This window comes from Fulvimarina manganoxydans (assembly GCF_900176465.1).
In the GTDB taxonomy this organism is placed as follows: domain Bacteria; phylum Pseudomonadota; class Alphaproteobacteria; order Rhizobiales; family Rhizobiaceae; genus Fulvimarina; species Fulvimarina manganoxydans.
The window spans coordinates 127,100-146,001 of sequence record NZ_FWXR01000001.1 but is presented as its reverse complement, the minus strand read 5'-3'; the positions used below and the strand labels follow the sequence as shown (position 1 = coordinate 146,001).

Genomic DNA, 18,902 nt, shown 5'->3' with positions numbered 1-18,902 from the left:
GGTCAGAACCGGAGACTGGTGTTATAAAACGGAAAAGGCGGCCCGAGACGAGCCGCCAGTTCAATCTCGCTGTCAGAGTGGGTTGGAAAACCGCAGCCTCAAGCGGCGGCCGTCTTCGCCGCTCCATGGGCCTCGGCGTCCTTCTTCAGAAGCTCGGCCACCAGGAAGGCGAGTTCCAGCGCCTGATTGGCGTTGAGGCGCGGGTCGCAATGGGTGTGGTAGCGATCCGACAGATTCTCGGCGAGAACAGGACGGGCGCCGCCCGTGCATTCGGTCACGTCCTTGCCGGTCATCTCGATATGGATGCCGCCCGGATGGGAACCCTCCGCCCGGTGAACGTCGAAGAAGGCCTGGACCTCCGAGAGAATGCGGTCGAAAGGCCGCGTCTTGTAGCCGTTCTGGGAGATCGTGTTGCCATGCATCGGATCGCAGGACCAAACGACCTTGCGGCCCTCGCGCTCGACGGCGCGGACGAGCTTGGGCAGATGCGCCTCGACCTTTTCGTGCCCGAAACGGGTGATCAGCGTCAGGCGGCCCGCCTTGTTCTCCGGGTTCAGCTTGTCGAGGAGCCGCAGAAGGCCGTCGGCCTCCATGGAGGGGCCGCATTTCAGGCCGATCGGGTTCTTGATGCCACGGCAGAATTCCACATGGGCATGGTCCTCCTGGCGCGTGCGATCGCCGATCCAGATCATATGGCCGGAGGTCGCGTAGAAGTCGCCAGAGGTCGAGTCGCGCCGGGTCAGCGCCTCTTCATAGCCGAGAAGCAGCGCCTCGTGGCTGGTGAAGAAGTCTGTCTCGCGCAGGGCCGGCTGGTTCTCCGCGCTGATGCCGATGGCCCGCATGAAGCCCATCGTCTCGGTGATGCGATCGGCGAGCTGGCGGTAGCGCTGGGCCTCCGGCGAGCCAGAGACGAAGCCGAGCATCCACTGATGGACATTGTCGAGATTGGCATAGCCGCCTTGCGCGAAAGCGCGCAGAAGGTTGAGCGTCGCCGCCGACTGGCGATAGGCCTCGACCTGCCGATCGGGGTTGGGGATGCGCGACTGCTCGTCGAACTCGATGCCGTTGATGATGTCGCCGCGATAGGAGGGCAGCGTCTTGCCGTCCTTGGTCTCGCTTCCCGACGAGCGGGGCTTGGCGAACTGGCCGGCAATGCGCCCGACCTTGACCACCGGCTGGGTGCCGGCGAAGGTCAGGACGATCGCCATCTGCAGGAAAGCGCGGAAGAAGTCGCGGATATTGTCCGCGCCATGTTCTGCGAAGCTCTCGGCGCAGTCGCCGCCCTGGAGCAGGAAGCCTCGGCCCTCCGCAACCTCGCCGAGCGAACGCGTCAACTTGCGGGCCTCACCTGCAAACACGAGCGGCGGAAAGCTCGCCAGCCGCGCTTCGGTCTCGCGAACAGCGTTCGGATCGGGATAGTCCGGCACCTGCTCGATCGGCAGATTGCGCCAGCTCGACGGTGTCCAAGTCTCGGCCATGATCCAAATCTCCCGCTCCGGCCCGACCAGCCGGTCGCTGTCCTTTTTTCGGTTGTTCGCGTTCTGAGACCCTTGCGGCAGGTTCGGGTTGAACTGGGTGACCGCCAAGGTTGGCGCGCCTTTAAGCATGTTCGAGCGCGCTTGTCATCTTTCGAAAGGCAGGGCTTTCAGTCGCCCTCGACGAAACGCGCACCGCGTGCCTCGGCGAGGCGATCAAACAGCTCGGCCTCGCCCGGCCCGAGGGCTACGGGGCGCGGATAGCGCGGCGCTGCACGATCCTTGACGATGCGCGTCTCGAACCCCTCCGTCTCGCTCACGAAGCGCCTGAGACCATCATCGCCATAAAGCGAGCGAAAGCCCTGCATCACCGCGTCGAGATAGCTTTGAAGGATCATCGATCCGAGGTCATGGGCATCGCTCGCGCCCCGGCTCGCCTCGTAGATATGGACGGGAACCTCGGCCTCGGGCGCCGCCTCGATGGTCAGCTTGTCCGGCTCGACGGTCTTCCGGTGATAGCCTGCCTCCCGCTCGTCCACCGCCGGCAGATGATCGGCGAGATCGTAGACGACGACCCCATGCACCGAGGCTTCCGGCACCGGCTGGACCGAGAGCAGCGCCATCTCGGCCGCCTCGCCGCGCGGCAGCCAGAAACGCCGCCAGCCGCGCGCCTCGGCCCGGCGAATGCCAAGAAACTTCGTGCGCAACGTGCGCGGATTCACCAGGGAGCCATAGCCGAAATAGGCGACGACGCGCCCCTCGGCGGCAAGCTTGGCAAGGTCGGGATGATCGTCGTGAATAAGGGTCATGGGCCGGCAGATGACAAAGCCGGCCCCTCGGCGCAAGCCCTTCGGCGAGGCGAATTGGCGGAGCCCCGCCTCAGGCGGCGATGCGCTCGCCGGCGCGGATGATGTAGCTCGGCTCGTACATCGTCACGAGCTCTTCGGCCGCCGTCGGGTGGACCGCCATCGTCGCATCGAACTGTGCCTTGGTCAGCCCCGCCTTCACCGCGATGCCGAGAACCTGGGAGAGCTCGCCGGCATCGGGTCCTAGAATGTGGACGCCGACGACCTTGTCGGTGCCGGTCTCGGCAATGATCTTCATCATCATCCGATCGTCGCGGCCCGACAGGGTGTTCTTCATCGGCTTGAACTTGGCGAGATAGACGGCGATCTCGTCATAGGTCTGAGCCGCCTTCGCCTCGGTCAGGCCCACCGTGCCGATCTCGGGCTGGGAGAACACCGCCGTCGGGATCGTGTCATAATCCGGCTTGGTCGGATTGTTCTTGAAGACCGTCTCGACGAGGCACATCGCCTCATGGATCGCGACCGGCGTCAGCTGCACCCGGTGCGTGACGTCGCCAATGGCGAAGATATGCGGCACATTCGACCGGGAATAATCGTCGACGACGACGGCGCCGCGCGAATCGAGCTCGACCCCGGCCTTCTCGCAGCCGAGATTGACCGTATTGGCCTGGCGCCCAATGGCAAGAAGCGCCTCGTCGGCATCGAGCACCTCGCCGCTGTCGAGATGGACCTCGAAGCGACCGTCGGCCTTCTGGCGCACCTCTTTGAACGTCTCCTTGCAGCGCACCGACATGCCCTTCTTGGCCATGGCCTGATGCAGCTCATGGCGCAGATCGTCGTCGAAGCCCTGGAGGATTTCCTGGCCGCGATAGACCAGCGTCACATCGCTGCCGAGGCCGAGAAAGATGTTGGCGAATTCGACCGCGATATAGCCGCCGCCGAGAATCACCAGCTTGCGCGGCTGGCGCGTGAGGTGGAACACCTCGTTGGAGGTCAGGCAATGTTCGGCGCCGGGAAGCGCCGCATGCTGGTTCGGCCGTCCGCCGGTGGCGATCAGGATCGTCTCGGCGGTGACGATCTTGCCGGTGTTCTCGAGCCGGATCTCGTGCGGCCCCTCGAAGGTCGCGCGATCGTTCAGGATCTCGGCCCCGGCCTTTTCGATATTGGCGCGATAGACCTTTTCCAGCCGGTCGATCTCGTGATCCTTGGCCGCGATCAGCTTGTCCCAGTGGAACTCGCGCGGGCCGACCGACCAGCCGAAGCCGGCGGCGTCCTCGAAGGCTTCCGAGAATTGCGAGGCATAGACCATCAGCTTCTTCGGCACACAGCCGCGAATGACGCAGGTTCCACCATAGCGGTATTCTTCCGCGATCGCGACGCGCTTGCCGAGCATGGACGCGCGACGAGCCGCGCGAACGCCCCCCGATCCGCCGCCGATCACGAAGAGGTCGTAGTCGTAGCTTGCCATCCGAGGCGTCCTTCTCGTGTGGATGTCTTTGACGGCCTTATAACGCGTCAGGCGCCAGGCACCAGACGAAGCGTGTCTCGCGCTCCTGACGATGGCTTGAATGAAAAAAGGCGGCCGACGATGCTCTCGCATCCGGCCGCCGGTCCGATGGGGCGTTTGCGCCTCTGCCTCGCCAGACCGCATCGGCCGGACCGCAAAGGGCGCAAACAGATAGAAGCTTTACTGGTTGGCCGTTGCGGCCTCACCCTCGGCCGTGCCGGGAGTGCCGGCATCGTCGGCCTCGCCGAAGAGCTCGTTCATGCCTTCGATCGAGGCCTGACGCAGATCGCGCATGATGCCGTTCGACCAGACCCGCGCCGCGGCGATGGATTCGCGCGTTGCCTCCGGTCCCTTTTCGATCAGCTTCTTGCCGGCCTCGGAGCCGTAGAAGGCGGCGATCTGACGCAATTCGTCCTCGGAGAAGACGCGGGCATAGACCCGCGCGACCTCGGCCTCGAGATCGGCCCGGCGCGAGGCGAGTTCCAGCGCCTTTTCGTCGACCATTTCCGAAATCTCGGCCTGACGGTTCGGATTGTTCGGAATGAACTCGGCCTTGGTCTGGGTCGCGATGTTGAGAAGGATATTGTCGAATTCGTCGGTTGCACCGATGGCATCGACCGCCGCGCGGGCCGCTTCGAGATGGCTCTCGGAAATCTCGGGCTGCGCCTCGGTCGGCGCGGCGGCCTTGGCCGGCTGCGCCTGATCCTGTGCGAAGGCGGGTGCCGCCAGCGTCAGGGACAGAGTCGCGACAAGGGCGGGAGCCGCCCGGAAATATGAGACAATCGACAAGGTTCGATCTCCGTGAAGTCTTTGCCCGGCACACCGATGCCGGGCCGTTTCCGGCTGGGCCATGAGGTATCAAGCATGGCGAAAATTGTCCAAACCGCCCTTACGAGACCTGAGGCGGGTCGGCGCCCACCCTCTCCAAAGGGGCGGTCGCCACGATCCGCGTCAGGACTTCAGCCGCTCCACGCCGTTCGGACCGGCCAAAACGGCCTCGGAACACATCCCGATGAACAGGCCGTGCTCGACGATGCCCGGTACGGCGTGCAACGCGGCGCTCATGGCTTCTGGGTCCGGAATGCGGCCAAAAGATGCATCGAGGATCAGGTGCCCGCTGTCGGTGATGAAGGGGTCGTCTCCGACCTTCCGCAAGATGATTTCGCCAGACAGGCCCATGGTCTCGGCGATGCGCCGGATGGAAAGAAACGTCGCGGTCAGGCCGAACCCGTTGACCTCGATAGGCAGGGGAAAGGCGCCCAGCGTCTCCACCCGCTTCGTCTCGTCGGCAATGACGATCATTTTCGCCGAGGCATGGGCGACGATCTTCTCGCGCAGAAGCGCGCCGCCGCCGCCCTTGATCAGACGCAGCTTTCCATCAACCTCGTCGGCACCATCGACGGTGACGTCGAGAATGGGCAGTTCGTCGAGGGTGCGCATGGGAATGCCGAGCTCGCGGCAGAGACGATCGGTGCGCTGCGAGGTGGCGACCCCGGCCACCTTAAAGCCGGCGCGCACATGCTCGCCGAGAACGCGGATGAAGGCCTCGGCCGTCGATCCCGTCCCGATCCCGAGATTGATCCCCTCTTCGAGATCGGCAAAGGCCGCTTCGGCCGCCTGACGCTTGAGTGCCGCAGCGTCCGCCATCGAGAACCTCCCTGGCCTTAAAAGGCGCATATCCGGTGCCGTCCGTTCGATCGGACGCGTCACGGCTCTACCGGCTCGAAGGGCCGTTGTCGACCGCATCGCCCCTTGTTTGAAGTGCCGGGCGCCGCGCGGTAAGGAACCGCTATTCCGTTCATCTCACCCCAGAACGCCGGTCTTTCCCATGCCTCCACTCGCCGTCTTCGATCTCGACGGGACCCTCGTTGATACCGCGCCAGACCTGTCGGCGAGCCTCGATCATTGCCTCGCGCAAGACGGCCTGCCGCCGATGCCGCTCGATCTGGTGCGCCCCCATGCCGGCCATGGCGCAAGAGCCATGCTGCGCGCCGCCTATCATCATTTCAGCCGGCCGATCGACGCGGAGGGCGTCGAAGCCCATCTGCCGGTTTTCCTCTCGTTTTACGAGGCGCATATCGCCGACGTCTCGCGGCCCTTTCCGGGGGTTGTCGCGGCGATGGATCGTCTGGAGGGGGCCGGATGGCGCCTTGCCGTCTGTACGAACAAGACCGAACGTCTGGCGCGCAAGCTCTTGGAGGAACTTAAGCTTGTGCCGCGTTTCGCGGCGATTTGCGGGGCCGATACCTTCCCCGCCATGAAGCCGGACCCACGGCATCTTGGCGGCACGATCGAGCGAGCCGGCGGTTCCGCCGAAAAGACCATCATGATCGGCGATACGCTCACCGACGTCGCTGCGGCCCGCGCCCTTTCGATCCCCTCGATCCTCGTCGATTTCGGCTATGCGCCAGACGAGGCGGCCCGGGCGGGCGCAAGCTGCGTCATCGGTCATTACGACGAGCTGACGATTGATCTCGCGATGGAGCTCTTCAAGGATCGATAGGAAAGAGCGCTTAATCGCCTAGAAAAGACGATTGCAACCATCCGGAGCTGCTGCGCGACCTCAATCTGTCAGGCTTGCTTCTCGGGTACCGTAACGACAAGGCCGTCCAGCGCGTCGGTGACCGTGATCTGGCAGGACAGGCGGGAATTCGGCTGGGGCTCATAGGCGAAGTCCAGCATATCCTCTTCCATCGCCTCGGGCTCGCCCACCGTCTCGCGCCAGGCCTCGTCCACATAGACATGGCAGGTCGCGCAGGCACAGGCGCCGCCGCATTCGGCCTCGATGCCCGGCACGTCGTTGCGGACGGCGTTTTCCATCACGGTCGTGCCCTTCTGGGCATCGACTTCCATGCGCTCGCCCTCGGGTGTGACGAAGATCAGCTTCGGCATTGCGATCGGAGTGTCCCTGTCTTGAGTGATCGGCGAAACGGCTTTCCAGAATAGCTCGACCGTTTGAACTTTGCCGGCCTGTAACGCCGCCAGGCACGACCCGGCGTGCTCAACCCTTGTGGGCAGGGAAGGCTTTGGGTGCGCCCGCACTTCATTCGAGCGGAAGCTATCTTCGGGCCCGCCGCATCTGTCAACATGCCGGCGCGCCTGAAGAACGTCGACCCTGCGAATGTCAGGACGATCTGGAAAGCTCGACGGCCATCTGGCGGGCCAGGTCCATCTCGCCGACGAAGGCTGCCAGGGCATCCGCCTCGAAGGGGCGAGCCTCCATCCAATCGGCGGCGGCGGCAAGCCGAAACGCGCCGATATTGCGTGCTGCGCCCTTGAGCCCATGGGCCAGACGGACCCTCCCCTCCGGGGAGAGCGAGGGGAGCTGCCTCTCAGCCATTGCGATCTGGTCGGCCAGCATGACGATGACTTCCCGCGCGAGCCCGGCATCGCCGCAGGTCTGTTCTCTCAGATGCGCAAGATCGATCGGGCTAGACGAAGCATCGATCGAAAGCAGCTCCATCGGATGAGGACGGTCTGCGACCGATCGGCCCGATGCCTCGACCACCGCTTTCTTGCTTGCCTTCGCCACGCCTCGCTCCTCCGCTCGCCCATTCCGCTGACAAGACAACGATCGAGCCCAGGACTTTCGGGGCCGTTGAAGCGAGATTTTCCGATGACAGGCTTTGCGAAGCGTTAAGGCTCCGGCGCGCACACAGGGAAGGACGCTGTCGGGTCCGGCGCTATTCGAACTCGCCCCCTCGCGGGGATCTTTCGTGTAAATTCCTGTCATGCCGTTAACCGTATATTTAAACTTGTACCGATTGCGGCGATTTACGGTTTCTTTCGGCTATAGAGCTTACTACGATAAAACTGGGCGTATCTGGTCTTTAATCGGGCCGGCATGCGTGACGTCTAAAAGTGGAAAACCGCTGAAGGCGCGCGGTATCTCGTGAAGAGAGATTGCGACGAATCAAAGGGTTAGAGTAGGGGTGAGTTTCGGCCGGCGAAGCATCCCTCTTCCGCCCGAGGCAGCGAAAGCCATGAATCGATGCCGGATCGACCGGCCGGAAGGTTCATGAGCCGGAGCGCGAGTAACGAGTATGAAGGCGCAAGGGCGATGTCGAAGACCAAAGCCTACGACGAACTCAGCGACGAGGCGGTGAACGAGCTGGAAGCCGCGCTCGAAGCCGACCTGACTTCGCGTTCGGATCGCCAGACCGATTGGGACGAGCCTTCGAAAACCAGCCAGGATGCAGACGCATCCTTCGACGAAACCAGCCATCCCGCCTCGACGGATGTTGACTTCTCCTTCGAGGATTTCGAGCGCCAGCTCAGCGAGACCGCAGACGAATTCCGCGCGGACGACGATGAAAAAGCGGATGTGCCGGCCCCGGCCAGCAGCGGCAGCCGTGCGGCGACCGCTGGCGATTTCGTCTCCAAACGCTCCTCGACGTCCAGCAGCGAGACGCCTTCGGCGAAGGCTGTCTCCGATCCGGCAATGGGGCGGGCGGCTCAGAATTCTTCCGCAAGCGCCACCGGCACCCCTCCTGCGACCAACGATCAATCCGATGCCGTAAAGCCGGACGCCCGCCCCGCCGGCGCGCGCGGCGAAACCCCGCGTTCCGGCGATGCGGGCGAGCGCGCCCCGCCCCGTGCCTATAGCCAGCGACCCGCCAATGACGAGGAACGCCGCACGGCCGTCATGGCCGATGCCATTCTGTCGCGACGCGCCTCGCGCATGCCGATTTGGATCGCGCTCGCCGTCTCCCTCGTCTGGGTCGGGCTCGCCGGCTTTATCGCCTTCGAGCTTTACGGCGATTCGCTGTTCCCGGTCGCCGAGGCGGCGATGGACCCGACCCGCCAGATCGATCTCGCCCTCGTGGTGGCCGGCGCCTTCATTCCGGTCCTTCTCTTCTTTGCCTTCGCGCTGATGATCCGCCGTTCGGCCGATCTGCGTCTGATGAGCCGGTCTCTGGCCGAAGTTGCGCTCAAGCTGATCGAGCCGGAAACGGTCGCGACCGAGCGGATCGCAGGCGTCGGCCAGGCGGTGCGTCGCGAAGTGGCCTCGCTCGGCGACAGCGTCGAACGCGCCTTGTCCCGCACGGCCGAACTCGAAAGCGTCGTTCACACGGAAGTCTCCGCCCTCGAGCGGGCCTATGCCGACAACGAGGCGAAGATCCGCAGCCTCGTCCAGGATCTGGGTACCGAGCGCGAGGCGATGCTAACCCATGCCGAGCGGCTGCGCTCCTCCGTGGTCGGCTCTCACGAACGCCTCGTGACCGATGTGGATCAGGCCTCCGAACAGATCCTGCAACGGATCGAGGAAGCCTCCCAGCGCTTTACCGCGCTCTTCGACAACCGTTCCAAGGCGCTCGCGGAAGACTTTTCCGAACGCAGCGACCAGATGGCCGCCTTGTTCGACGAGCGCTCGAGCGAGATCGGCGGCCGCCTAGCCGCCAATAGCGAGGCCTTGATCGAGCGGATCACCCGCAGCGGCGAGGAGGCGACGGCCCAGCTGGCGCTGACCAGCGAACAGGTCGCTGGCGAACTCGACCAGCGGCTCGCCTCCATGTCGGAGCGCTCCGACCGGCTGATGGAGCGCCTCTCGCGCATCGGCACCGATGTCGAGGAGCGGATCACCGTTTCCGGCGATCGCATCACCGCGCTTCTCGAAGAGCGCGCGGCCTCGCTCGATGCGAGTTCGAACGAGCTCGCAGCCCGCCTCAGCGCCATCGGCGCCGAGATGGAGCAGCGATTGATCGCCTCCGGCGAAGCGATGAGCGGACTGCTCGCCAACCGGTCGGCGAAGGTGACCGGCGAAAGTCAGCAATTCTTGACCGATCTCACCGAGGCGCTGGACGAGCGCTCGGTCTCGATGAGCGTCGAGACCCAGACCTTCCTCGCCGGGCTCGAAGCGGCCTTCGAGGACCGTCTTCGCCAGCTCGCCGAAAAGAGCGGGGGCTTCCTCGGCGATCTCGACCGCGTCATCGACCATCGCAGCGAGGAGCTCGACGGCAAGACCCATCGCTTCATCACCCAGATCGACGATCGCCTGACGACCCATTCGGACGGGCTCGATCAGCGCTCCGAAACGATCCTGTCGCGCCTGGAAGCCCAGACCGACGCCTTCGATCGGCGGATGCTGGCGACGGGCGAGTCCATGTCCGGCCTTTTCGAGGCACGCGGTGCTCAGCTTTCGGCCGAGACGGGCCAGTTCCTCACCGGACTCGCATCGGTTTTCGATCAGCGGCTCCAGGGCCTTGCCGGCGAAGCCCAGAAGTTCCTCGCCCAGCTCGACGGCGCCTTTGCCGAGCGTCTTGTCGAGATCGGCGAGCGCGACGAGGTCTACCTCACTCGCCTGACCGAGAGCATCGACACGCGCCGGGGCGAACTCGATGCCCATTCCCAGCGCTTCCTCACCACCATCGAGGAAAGCCTCGACGAGCGCACCCAGCGCGCGGCCGCCCTCCTCTCCGACACCAACACCCGAACGCTGGGCGATCTCGACCGGCGCCTCGAAGCCATCGACAAGGCGCTGGGCGAACGCGGCGGCAATCTGGTCGAAGCCCTCGACGCGCGCAGCCGCATCATCGAGGAGGCGACGCGCCGCATCTCCGAATCGCTCGAAATGCGCTCGCGCGAATTCGCCCGCGCTCTGGCCGAACGGGCCCAGGAGATCGTCGCCGCCTTCGAGGCAGGCCATCAGGTTCTCGCTGCCCGCACCGGCGAGGCCGTCGGCGCGGCCGATGCCCTTCTCGACCAGCGCTCCAGCCAGCTCCGCGCCCTTCTCGACGAGCGCCTGTCGGGCTTTGGCACCATGCTGAACCAGCATGAGGGCCAGATCGTCGCTGCCTTCGAGAGCGGCCAAGGGCTGATCGCGGCCCGTGCCGACGACGCGGTTGCCGCCATCCGCGCGAGCTTCGAGGAGCGCCAGGAGGTCTTCGATCGCCAGGCAGGCGAGATGCGCGTGCTTCTTGATCAGCGGCTGGAGAGCTTGAACGCCCTCCTTTCAGACCGTCAGGGACGCCTCGCTGGCACCTTCGACGACCGCCAAACCCTGTTGGAAGAGCGTGTTCAGACGATTGCCGGCGAGCTCGACGAGCGGCTCGGCCAAATTTCCTCGCTTCTCGACGCACGCTCGGGTCAGATCGCCGGCCTGTTCGACGATCGCCAGTCCCGCTTCGAGACCCAGTCCGAGGGCTTCCGTCAGCGCCTCGAGGAGCGCCTCCATGGGCTCGCCAGGGTGCTCGATGCCGGCCAATCGCGCATCGAGGAAACCTTCGAGACCCATGAGCGCGGCTTCGAGAGCCGAGGCGAAGGCCTCCGGAGTGAACTCGACCGCCGCCTGACCGATATCGCGTCGGTCTTCGATGCCGGCTTCGGCCAGATCGCGAACGCCTTCGACGAACGCCAGTCCGGTTTCGACCGAAAGGCCGACGAGCTCGGTTCGCTGATCGATGCAAGGCTCGACGGCCTCGCCCAGCTTTTGGGCGAAGGTCAGTCGCGGATCGACCAGACCTTTTCCAATCGCGAAGCCGCTTTGGCGGCGACGATCGACGAACGCCGCACGGCCTTCGATTCGATCGCCGATCAGCTGCGCGGGCTTCTCGACGAGCGGCTTGCCTCCCTGTCCGGCACGCTCGCCGAGCGCACCGGCGCCATCGACGAAAGCTTCGAGCGCGGTCGCTCCGGTTTCGAGGAACGGGCCGAGGCCATGCGCGGCCTGCTCGACGAGCGCCTGACCGATCTCGCGACGCTTCTCGACGCCCGCTCAGGCCAGATCGCCGGCACCTTCGACGACCGCCAGGCGAGTTTCGAGGCCCGCGCCTCCGAGATCCGCAGCCTTCTCGACGAAAGGCTCGGCGCGATCTCCGGCGTCCTCGAACAGCGCCGCGACGAATTGGCGACTTCGATCGATGCCGGCCTGCAGCGTCTCGATTCGGAGACCGGCTCCCGGATCGACGCCTTGCGCGAACGCACCCAGCTCATCGCCTCGGCGCTGGTCACCGCCGCAGCCCGGCTCGAGGAACTTCTGGCTGAACGCCAGTCGGAGATCGACGCCTCCATGGAGCGCGGCACCGACGCGGTTCGCTCGGTTCTGGAGGGCCGCTCGGGCGCGATCGAGAAGCTCCTCACGGAGCGCAGCGAGGATATCGAGGCGAGCCTTGCCTTGTCCTCCCAGACGCTTCTGTCGGGCCTCGAATCCCAAACCGGCCAGATGAACGCGACGCTCGAAGAGACCGTCAAACGGATCGAGACGCTTCTTGGCGCGGCCGATGGCATCATGGCGCGCGGCCTCGACGACAAGCAGGACCAGCTGGCAGCGCTTCTGGAAGAGCGGGGCCGTGCGATCGAGACCCTTGTCGAAAAGAGCCGCGAGGGCCTTGCCGACGGTCTCGACCAGCGGATCGAAGCGATCGCTATGCTGTTCGCCGACCGCACGAGCCGCCTCAACCAGTCGATTCAGAGCGAAGGCATTCGCTTCCTGTCCGGGCTCGAGGAGGAATCGGGCCGCTTCCTGTCGCGCTTTTCCGAACAGGCGGGCAGCTTCGATTCGCAGCTCTCCGACCGACTCTCGGCGAGCGAGCGCTCGTTTGAAACCGCGCGCGGCGACTTCCTCTCAGGCCTGGAAGGCCGCACGGACGCGATGCAGTCAGCTCTGGAAGAGCGGACGCAGATCCTCGCCTCGATCACGGAAGAGGTGCGCGAGCGCATGATTTCCGCGCTCGACGAACGGATTTCGACCTTGAGCGGCGGCTTCGATGAAACCGCGGCCGCGATCGCTGCCGATATCTCCGAGCGCGTTTCGGCACTCGGCAATGTGCTGCAGGAGACGCGAGCGGCGATCACGTCGGGGCTCGACGAGCAGACCAATCGGTTCCGCTCCGAGATCGACGAGCGTCGCGGCGCCTTCTCCGACCAGATCGGCGAGAGCGCCGAGCGCCAGATCCAGGCGATCGAAGGCGCGCTTTCAACGGTCGTCAGCGGGCTCGACGAGCGGACACGCCAGCTGCGCGAGATTGCGCAGACGAGCGAAACCAACCTCATGGAGGACCTTGACCAGCGGGCCCGCAGCCTTGCCGAACAGGTGGCCGGCCGCATCGCCGTCATCGAGCAGGGCTTCGAGGGCAAGGCGCAATCGCTGCGCTCAGTTCTCGATGAGGCGCGTGCGATCCTGGTCGATGGGCTCGATGATCGGCTCGGCTCGCTCGCGGCCCTCGTCGCAGCGTCCGAGGGGACCCTTCTCGGCGGTCTCGACGAACGTCGCCAAGCGATCTCCGAGGAATTGTCGGGCGGGCGCACGGCGATCGCCCATACGATCGAGGAGCGTGTCGGCGCCATATCCGAAGCGCTGATCGAAGCCGATCTGAAACTCGCCCGTCTTCTCGACGATCGGCGCGACAATCTGGCAGCCGTTCTGGAAGACGCCTCGCGCGCCGCCGCCGCCACGCTCGGCGATCGCGGCGACGAGGTCCGCCGTGCGATCGACGAAAGCGTCGCGAATGTCTCGGCAGCCCTGGAAGAGCGACGCGGCGACATCGTCAGCGCCCTCAACGAGGGCTCGACCGCCCTCGCCCGGTCGCTGGACGATCGGGCCGTGGCGATTTCAACCGCTCTCGAACGCGGCCTCGAAAATGTCGAGCGCACGCTCAATGCCCGCGCCCGCACGATCGCCGATACGATCCGCGAGACGATCGCCGAGGCGATGCAGACCATGACCGAGCGAGTCGGCGAGATCCGCGAGGGCTGGGAGAACCAGACCAGCCGGCTCGGTGCCGATCTCGAAGGGATCGAAACCCTTTTCGCCGCCTCCGGCGAGGCCGCACGCCGCCAGATCGAGGAAGAGGCAAACCGTCTGTCGGATCGTCTGCGCGGATTGGCCGAAGACCTTTCGGCGCGAGCCGGCGAAGCCGGAACTTCGCTGGTCGGCGAAGGCGACCGCATCGCCGAGAACATCAAGGGCGCGACCGAGGTTCTGCGCCAGCTCTCGGAGCAGTCGCGCAGCCGCTTCTCGAACGAGGCGCAGGAGCTCGCGCGCACCGTCGCCAATCTGGCCGGCGACATGCACCGCGAGGTCGAGACCGTGCGCGAGGGCTTGGCCGGCCAGCGCATGGCGCTCGCCGATACCCTTTCCAACGTCTCGCTGGCCGTCGCCTCGGAATTCGAGACGAACGCCCAGCGTTTCGAGGAGATGATGCGGGCCGCCGAAACGCGGATCGCCGAGAGTGGCCTGTCGGGCCGCGATGCGATGCGCGAACAGGCCGAAGCGATCGCCGCCGAGATCGAGGCCGCGGCCACCCGCATGCGCGAGCGCGCCGAGACGAGCCAGCTCGCGCTTCGCGAGGAGACGGATCAACTGTCCCGGCGTCTGTCCGGTGCGTCCTATCGCCTGCGTGACGAGACGGAGGCTGCGGCCAAGACGCTCGAAGACCGGGCGCAGCGCTTCTCGGAGGAACTGAGCGTCGTCTCGGCCCAGCTCGGCGAGATGATCGCGAACAATGCCGTGGCGGGCGAGTTGCGCGAGGCAGCCGAGCGTGTTCGGGCCGAGATCGCCAATGCCTCCGATTCGCTTCGCCTGGAAGCAACGACGGTGGCGGGCCAGCTGCGCGGCGACATTGTCGGCCTGTCCCAGTCCTTCGTTCAGGATGCGGATCAAGCGCGCGAGGAGCTACTGGCGCGAAGCGCCGAGCTGTCCGGCCAATTCTCCGGCATTTCGGACACGATCCGCAGCGAAACCGAGCGGGCTCGTGCCCAGCTCTTCGAGGCCGCCGGCACGCTGGGCGAAGAGCTTTCCAACCGCCTTGGCGAGACCGAACGCCAGCTTGCCGCTCGCGGGCGTCTTCTCAGCCAGGAATTGGAGAATCGCACGCGCGACCTGTCGGCCGCGCTCTCGGCCAGCTCCGGCGAAATCCGCCATATTCTCGATACCGAACTCACCCAGCGTCTGGGCGAAAGCGAACGCGGATTTGCCGATCGCACGCGCATGCTCGGAAGCGATCTCGACCAGCGCATGCAGGGCTTTGCCGAGCTCCTCAGCACACGCAGCGCCGAAATCGGCCAGCTCGTCGAATATCTCGACAGCAATGCGCGTCCGCTTCTGGATCGCATCGGCCAGGATGGCAGTCTGTTTGCCTCCGCCATCGAGACGGCAGGCCGCGATGCGTCGGAGCGCCTGCGCACCGAGAACACCGCCATCGTCGCAACGCTCGGCCGACGCACCGAAGAGACCGTCGAGGCGCTCACCCGCGCCGCCGAGGACGTGCTCTCGGCCTTCGACCAGCGTGCGACCGGAACCGTCGCCGACGTCTCCGATCTGCGCGACCGGCTGACCGGCGAGATCAACGATCTGATCGGCCGCCTTGCCCAGACCTCCGGTCAGGTGCGCCGCCTCGTCGACGATGCCGCAGGCAATCTGTCGGCGATCGATGCCTCGCTGCAGTCTTCAGGCGATCGCTTTACCCAGGCCGCCGAGCAGGCCTCCAACCAGATCGCCCTCTCCTCGCGCATGCTGGAGAACAATCTGGAACGGCTGGACCAGCTCTCGCTTGGCGCCTTCTCGAAGGTCGCCTCCGTCGTCGATCGCTTTGCCGAACATGGCTCGGCCCTCGGCGAGGCGGTTCGCCTCATCGAGACGAGCGAAGGCCGGCTGCGGGAGACGTTGGACAACGGCCGCACCGGTCTGGAAGAGCTGTCGAGCGGGCTCGTCGCCCGGTCCGAGGAGATCGGCGGCATGCTGCGCTCCTTCGAGGGCCTCATGGGCGGGCTCTTCGACAAGACGGAAGAGCGCTCACGCAGCCTTGCGGCCCGCCTCTCCTCAGAGGTCGGCGGCATGCTCGACGAAACCGATCGCCGGCTTGCCGAAACCGAGGAGCGTTCGCGCGCAACGGCCGCCGATATCCGCTCGGCCGTGGAAGCGGCGATCCAGGATGCAGCGAACCGCTTCGAAGGCGCCACCGACGAGGTCCGCCGCACGGCGCAGGTCATTCGAGAGGAGCTGTCTTCGGCGCGCGCCGAGATTCGTTCAGGCGTCTTCCAGCTGCCCGAGGAGACCCGCGAAAGCACGGAGGCCATGCGCCGCGCCGTGTCCGATCAGATCCGCGCCCTGCGGGATCTTTCGGAGATCGTTCAGCGGACCGGCAGTGCGATCGACGTCGCCCCCGCGCCGTCGCGCGCATCGTCCGCTCCGGCCGCCTCGCGCCCGGCCCAACCGCAATCGCAGCGGCCGAGCCAGCCCCCGCGCCGTGAGGCGGAACCGCGTATGGAAAGCCCTGCTCCCGCTCGGACCCCGTCGCGAAACGAGCCGCCTGTGGATGAACGGCCGGCGGCGGATCGGGGTGTCGCTTCGCAGGGCGAGTTCGACGAAGGCGATTTCGAGGAGCAGCTCGCGGCCTCCTTCCTGACCGATGGGAATCTTGCCCGGGATCTGCGTGGCAGCGACACCTCGATGAGCCGGCCCCAGCAGCCGACACCTAGCAGGGAGGCGCCGCGGCCCCAGCAGCCGACGGCCGATCGGGGTTCGTCAGCTTACGGAGGCGGCGCCACCTCGTCTCGCCCGCTTCAGGGTCCGCCGCCGGCGCCGCGCTCTTCGGGCACCGCGTCGACCTATGGAACGCGAGCCCCCGCCGCGCAGCCAGCCGCACCGTTGCGCGAGCCGCAAGGCGCGCCGCAACGGCCGGTGATGCAGACATCGCCGGAAGAGACCGCGGATCGCCCGCCCGAGCCTCAGGGACGCGGTTGGGTATCCGATCTCTTACGCCGCGCTTCGCAGGAGGAAGAGGAAGCCGCTCGCAACGCCGCATCGCCGGCCGAAACAAGCCCACCTGGGTCCCAAGGCCAAGCCAGCTCGGCCGCCCGGGAACAGCTCGGTTCGCTGAGCGTCGAGATGGCTCGCGCCGTCGATACCGCGTCGGCCACCGATCTCTGGCAGCGCTATCGCCGCGGCGAGCGCAACGTCTTCACCCGTCGCCTCTACACCCTTCAGGGCCAACAGACCTTCGACACTGTCCGTCGTCGTTATCAGCGCGATCCGGAGTTCAAGTCGGTCGTCGATCGCTATGTGGCGGATTTCGAGAGCCTGATGGCCGAGACGGCTCGCCGCGACCCCAATGTGGATCTGACGCGCAACTATCTGCTGTCGGAACGGGGCAAGGTCTATACGATGCTTGCCCATGCTTCGGGTCGCCTGGACGGTTGATGCTTAAACGGACGGGCCCAGGAAACCATCGGTCTCCTGGGCCCTTCGGCTGCCCGAGCGGTGAACGACGACGCCTGCTCATTCAAGCGCTTGGCGTCCCAGAGGGAATCGGCTCCCGTCCCACCGCAAACGGCACGATACCAAAAGCGGCGAAACCCTCGTCGCCTCCCAAAGAGGTATAAGGGCCGCACGTCTCCCCATGGGGATAGGTCGGAGCGTCTATGTCACCCCGACTGTTTTATTTTCGCGAGACAATGTGAGGTTTTCGGAGGCACGGTGGCCGAGACTGACGAAGCGTCGGGGGCCTCACTTTTTCTTTTAAGCCCTGAAGACTCCGCGCTCATCTATGAAACGGCGCAAAGGGACTAGAGCGAAATGCGATAAATCGGAATCGTGATTTCGCTCTAAGTCTTTGTTTTGCCGCATGATGTGACGCGAAAAGTCATGCGACTTCTCGGCATCGTGCTCTAGAGGAGCGCCCGCGCGGCGAGATTGCGCATCAGGCTCGCGGTCCCGAAGGTCCAAGGCGGGCACTCGTCGGCATAGCGGACGGTGTTGCGCAGACTGCCGAGCTTGGCCTCGGCGATCGTGACAACATCGCCGATATGATGGGTGAAGCCCTGCCCCGTCTCGCCGCGATCCTCGACCGGGGCAAAGAGCGTGCCGAGATAGAGAAGGAAACCATCGGGATATTGATGGTGGCCACCGATCGTCTGGCGGACGAGATCGAGCGGATCGCGACTGATCTCCTTCATGGAGCTGCGCCCCTTGAGCACGAACCCATCCTCGCCCTTGACGGTCATCGAGAGTTCCGCCGAGCGCACGTCTTCGATCTCATAAGTCTCGTCGAAGAGGCGGATGAAGGGGCCGATGGACGAAGAGGCGTTGTTGTCCTTGGCCTTGCCGAGAAGAAGCGCCGAGCGGCCTTCCACGTCGCGCAGATTGACGTCGTTGCCGAGCGCGGCGCCCTTGACCTTGCCATGGCTGTCGACGGCAAGGACGATTTCGGGCTCGGGATTGTTCCAGCGCGAGATGCGGTTGAGACCGACCGAGGCGCCCCAGCCGACCGAAGCCAGAACCGGCGCCTTGGTGAAGACCTCGGCATCGGGACCGATGCCGACTTCCAGATATTGCGACCAGAGACCCTCTTTTACGAGAATCGTCTTGATCCGGCCCGCCTCATCGGAGCCGGCTTTGATGTCGCGCAGGCTCTCGCCGATGATGCCGGAGACCTTTTCGCGGATTTCGGCGGCAAGGTCGGCATTGCCGGCCGCACGCTCCTCGATCACACGCTCCAGCATGGAGCGCGCAAAGGTGACGCCGCAGGCCTTCACCGATTGCAGATCGCAAGGAGCCAGAAGCCGGGGAAGATCGCCTTCGCCCTGGGGCTCGATCGAGGCCGAGGCGATCTCGTCCAGGCTACCGATATCCTCGCCCTTCGCGGCGTCCAGAACCGCAGCCGGGTCGGCGTGTTCCAGAAGGTCGCGCGTTGTCGCGATCTGCTTCGACGTGACGTCGATCACCCGACCGTCGCGGATCGTGACGACCGACGGACCCGCCATGTCGGACCGAAAGACGCGCCCCACGAAATGGCCTTGGCCCGTCTCCGGCAAAATCGATTCGTTCGCCATGCTTCTGTCCTCTCCTTCGCCGTTGCCCGGCCTTTGCCTGCCGGTTAGCGAAGATAACGGATGCTGACAATGGCGACGGCCGATCCTTTCGCAGCCCGTAAGCCCTTGGTCGGGCCCGTGGTCCTATCATCAGGCCTATTGCTCGCCGAGCTTCATCTCAGGATCGTAGTCCTTGCCCTCGACCACCTTGGTCACCGCCTGACCGCAGCGCATGACGCCGGCGGCGGCATCGAAGGCATAAGTCGGCGAGCCATGAAGCTCCCAGCCCTTGGACAGGGCGAGCGAGACCTTATGACAAAAGCTGGAATCGTCCGGCCCTGAGAGAAAGCGATAGAGTTTCATGGT

General features: G+C 65.4%; 11 protein-coding genes. 2 read left to right on the top strand and 9 right to left on the bottom strand.

Annotated elements, in window-relative coordinates:
* Positions 1 to 98: 98 nt before the first annotated feature.
* From B9A15_RS00710 to rpiA, 5 genes are all read right to left on the bottom strand, one after another.
* The gene (locus B9A15_RS00710; RefSeq protein WP_084408397.1) at positions 99 to 1,478 is read right to left on the bottom strand and encodes a class II 3-deoxy-7-phosphoheptulonate synthase; all 1,380 of its coding nucleotides are present in this window, start codon (positions 1,476 to 1,478) and stop codon (positions 99 to 101) included.
* Positions 1,479 to 1,645: 167 nt separating this feature from the next.
* On the bottom strand, positions 1,646 to 2,284 hold the full coding sequence (locus B9A15_RS00705; RefSeq protein WP_084407955.1) for a gamma-glutamylcyclotransferase family protein: 639 nt from the start codon (positions 2,282 to 2,284) through the stop codon (positions 1,646 to 1,648).
* A gap of 70 nt (positions 2,285 to 2,354) precedes the next feature.
* A complete protein-coding gene (gor, locus tag B9A15_RS00700; RefSeq protein ID WP_084407953.1) occupies positions 2,355 to 3,749 on the bottom strand; it encodes a glutathione-disulfide reductase in 1,395 nt (464 codons plus the stop codon).
* Between the two features lie 219 nt (positions 3,750 to 3,968).
* Positions 3,969 to 4,577 carry a DUF2059 domain-containing protein gene (locus B9A15_RS00695; RefSeq protein WP_244556746.1) on the bottom strand — a complete coding sequence of 203 codons (609 nt, stop codon included), beginning with the start codon at positions 4,575 to 4,577 and terminating at the stop codon, positions 3,969 to 3,971.
* A gap of 162 nt (positions 4,578 to 4,739) precedes the next feature.
* Positions 4,740 to 5,435 (bottom strand): ribose-5-phosphate isomerase RpiA, encoded by a 696-nt coding sequence (rpiA, locus tag B9A15_RS00690; protein ID WP_084407949.1) that lies wholly within the window; start codon positions 5,433 to 5,435, stop codon positions 4,740 to 4,742.
* A gap of 181 nt (positions 5,436 to 5,616) precedes the next feature.
* Here rpiA and B9A15_RS00685 point away from each other — a divergent pair, with 181 nt between their 5' ends.
* On the top strand, positions 5,617 to 6,291 hold the full coding sequence (locus tag B9A15_RS00685; protein WP_084407947.1) for an HAD family hydrolase: 675 nt from the start codon (positions 5,617 to 5,619) through the stop codon (positions 6,289 to 6,291).
* 68 nt (positions 6,292 to 6,359) lie between these two features.
* On the opposite strand, the gene B9A15_RS00680 is transcribed toward B9A15_RS00685, so the two are convergent.
* The gene (locus B9A15_RS00680) at positions 6,360 to 6,680 is read right to left on the bottom strand and encodes a 2Fe-2S iron-sulfur cluster-binding protein (protein WP_084407946.1); all 321 of its coding nucleotides are present in this window, start codon (positions 6,678 to 6,680) and stop codon (positions 6,360 to 6,362) included.
* A 232-nt stretch (positions 6,681 to 6,912) separates the two neighbouring features.
* Positions 6,913 to 7,320 carry an Hpt domain-containing protein gene (locus B9A15_RS00675; protein ID WP_170923123.1) on the bottom strand — a complete coding sequence of 136 codons (408 nt, stop codon included), beginning with the start codon at positions 7,318 to 7,320 and terminating at the stop codon, positions 6,913 to 6,915.
* A gap of 528 nt (positions 7,321 to 7,848) precedes the next feature.
* On the opposite strand from B9A15_RS00675, the gene B9A15_RS00670 reads away from it, so the two are divergent.
* On the top strand, positions 7,849 to 16,926 hold the full coding sequence (locus tag B9A15_RS00670; protein WP_170923122.1) for an apolipoprotein A-IV repeat region-like domain-containing protein: 9,078 nt from the start codon (positions 7,849 to 7,851) through the stop codon (positions 16,924 to 16,926).
* Between the two features lie 467 nt (positions 16,927 to 17,393).
* Here B9A15_RS00670 and B9A15_RS00665 read toward each other — a convergent pair whose 3' ends face one another.
* Together B9A15_RS00665 and B9A15_RS00660 are read right to left on the bottom strand one after the other, a co-directional pair.
* Positions 17,394 to 18,557: a fumarylacetoacetate hydrolase family protein gene (locus tag B9A15_RS00665; RefSeq protein ID WP_084407940.1), complete on the bottom strand. Its 1,164-nt coding sequence runs from the start codon at positions 18,555 to 18,557 to the stop codon at positions 17,394 to 17,396.
* Between the two features lie 135 nt (positions 18,558 to 18,692).
* Positions 18,693 to 18,899 carry a DUF1737 domain-containing protein gene (locus B9A15_RS00660; RefSeq protein WP_084408395.1) on the bottom strand — a complete coding sequence of 69 codons (207 nt, stop codon included), beginning with the start codon at positions 18,897 to 18,899 and terminating at the stop codon, positions 18,693 to 18,695.
* Positions 18,900 to 18,902 lie beyond the last annotated feature (3 nt).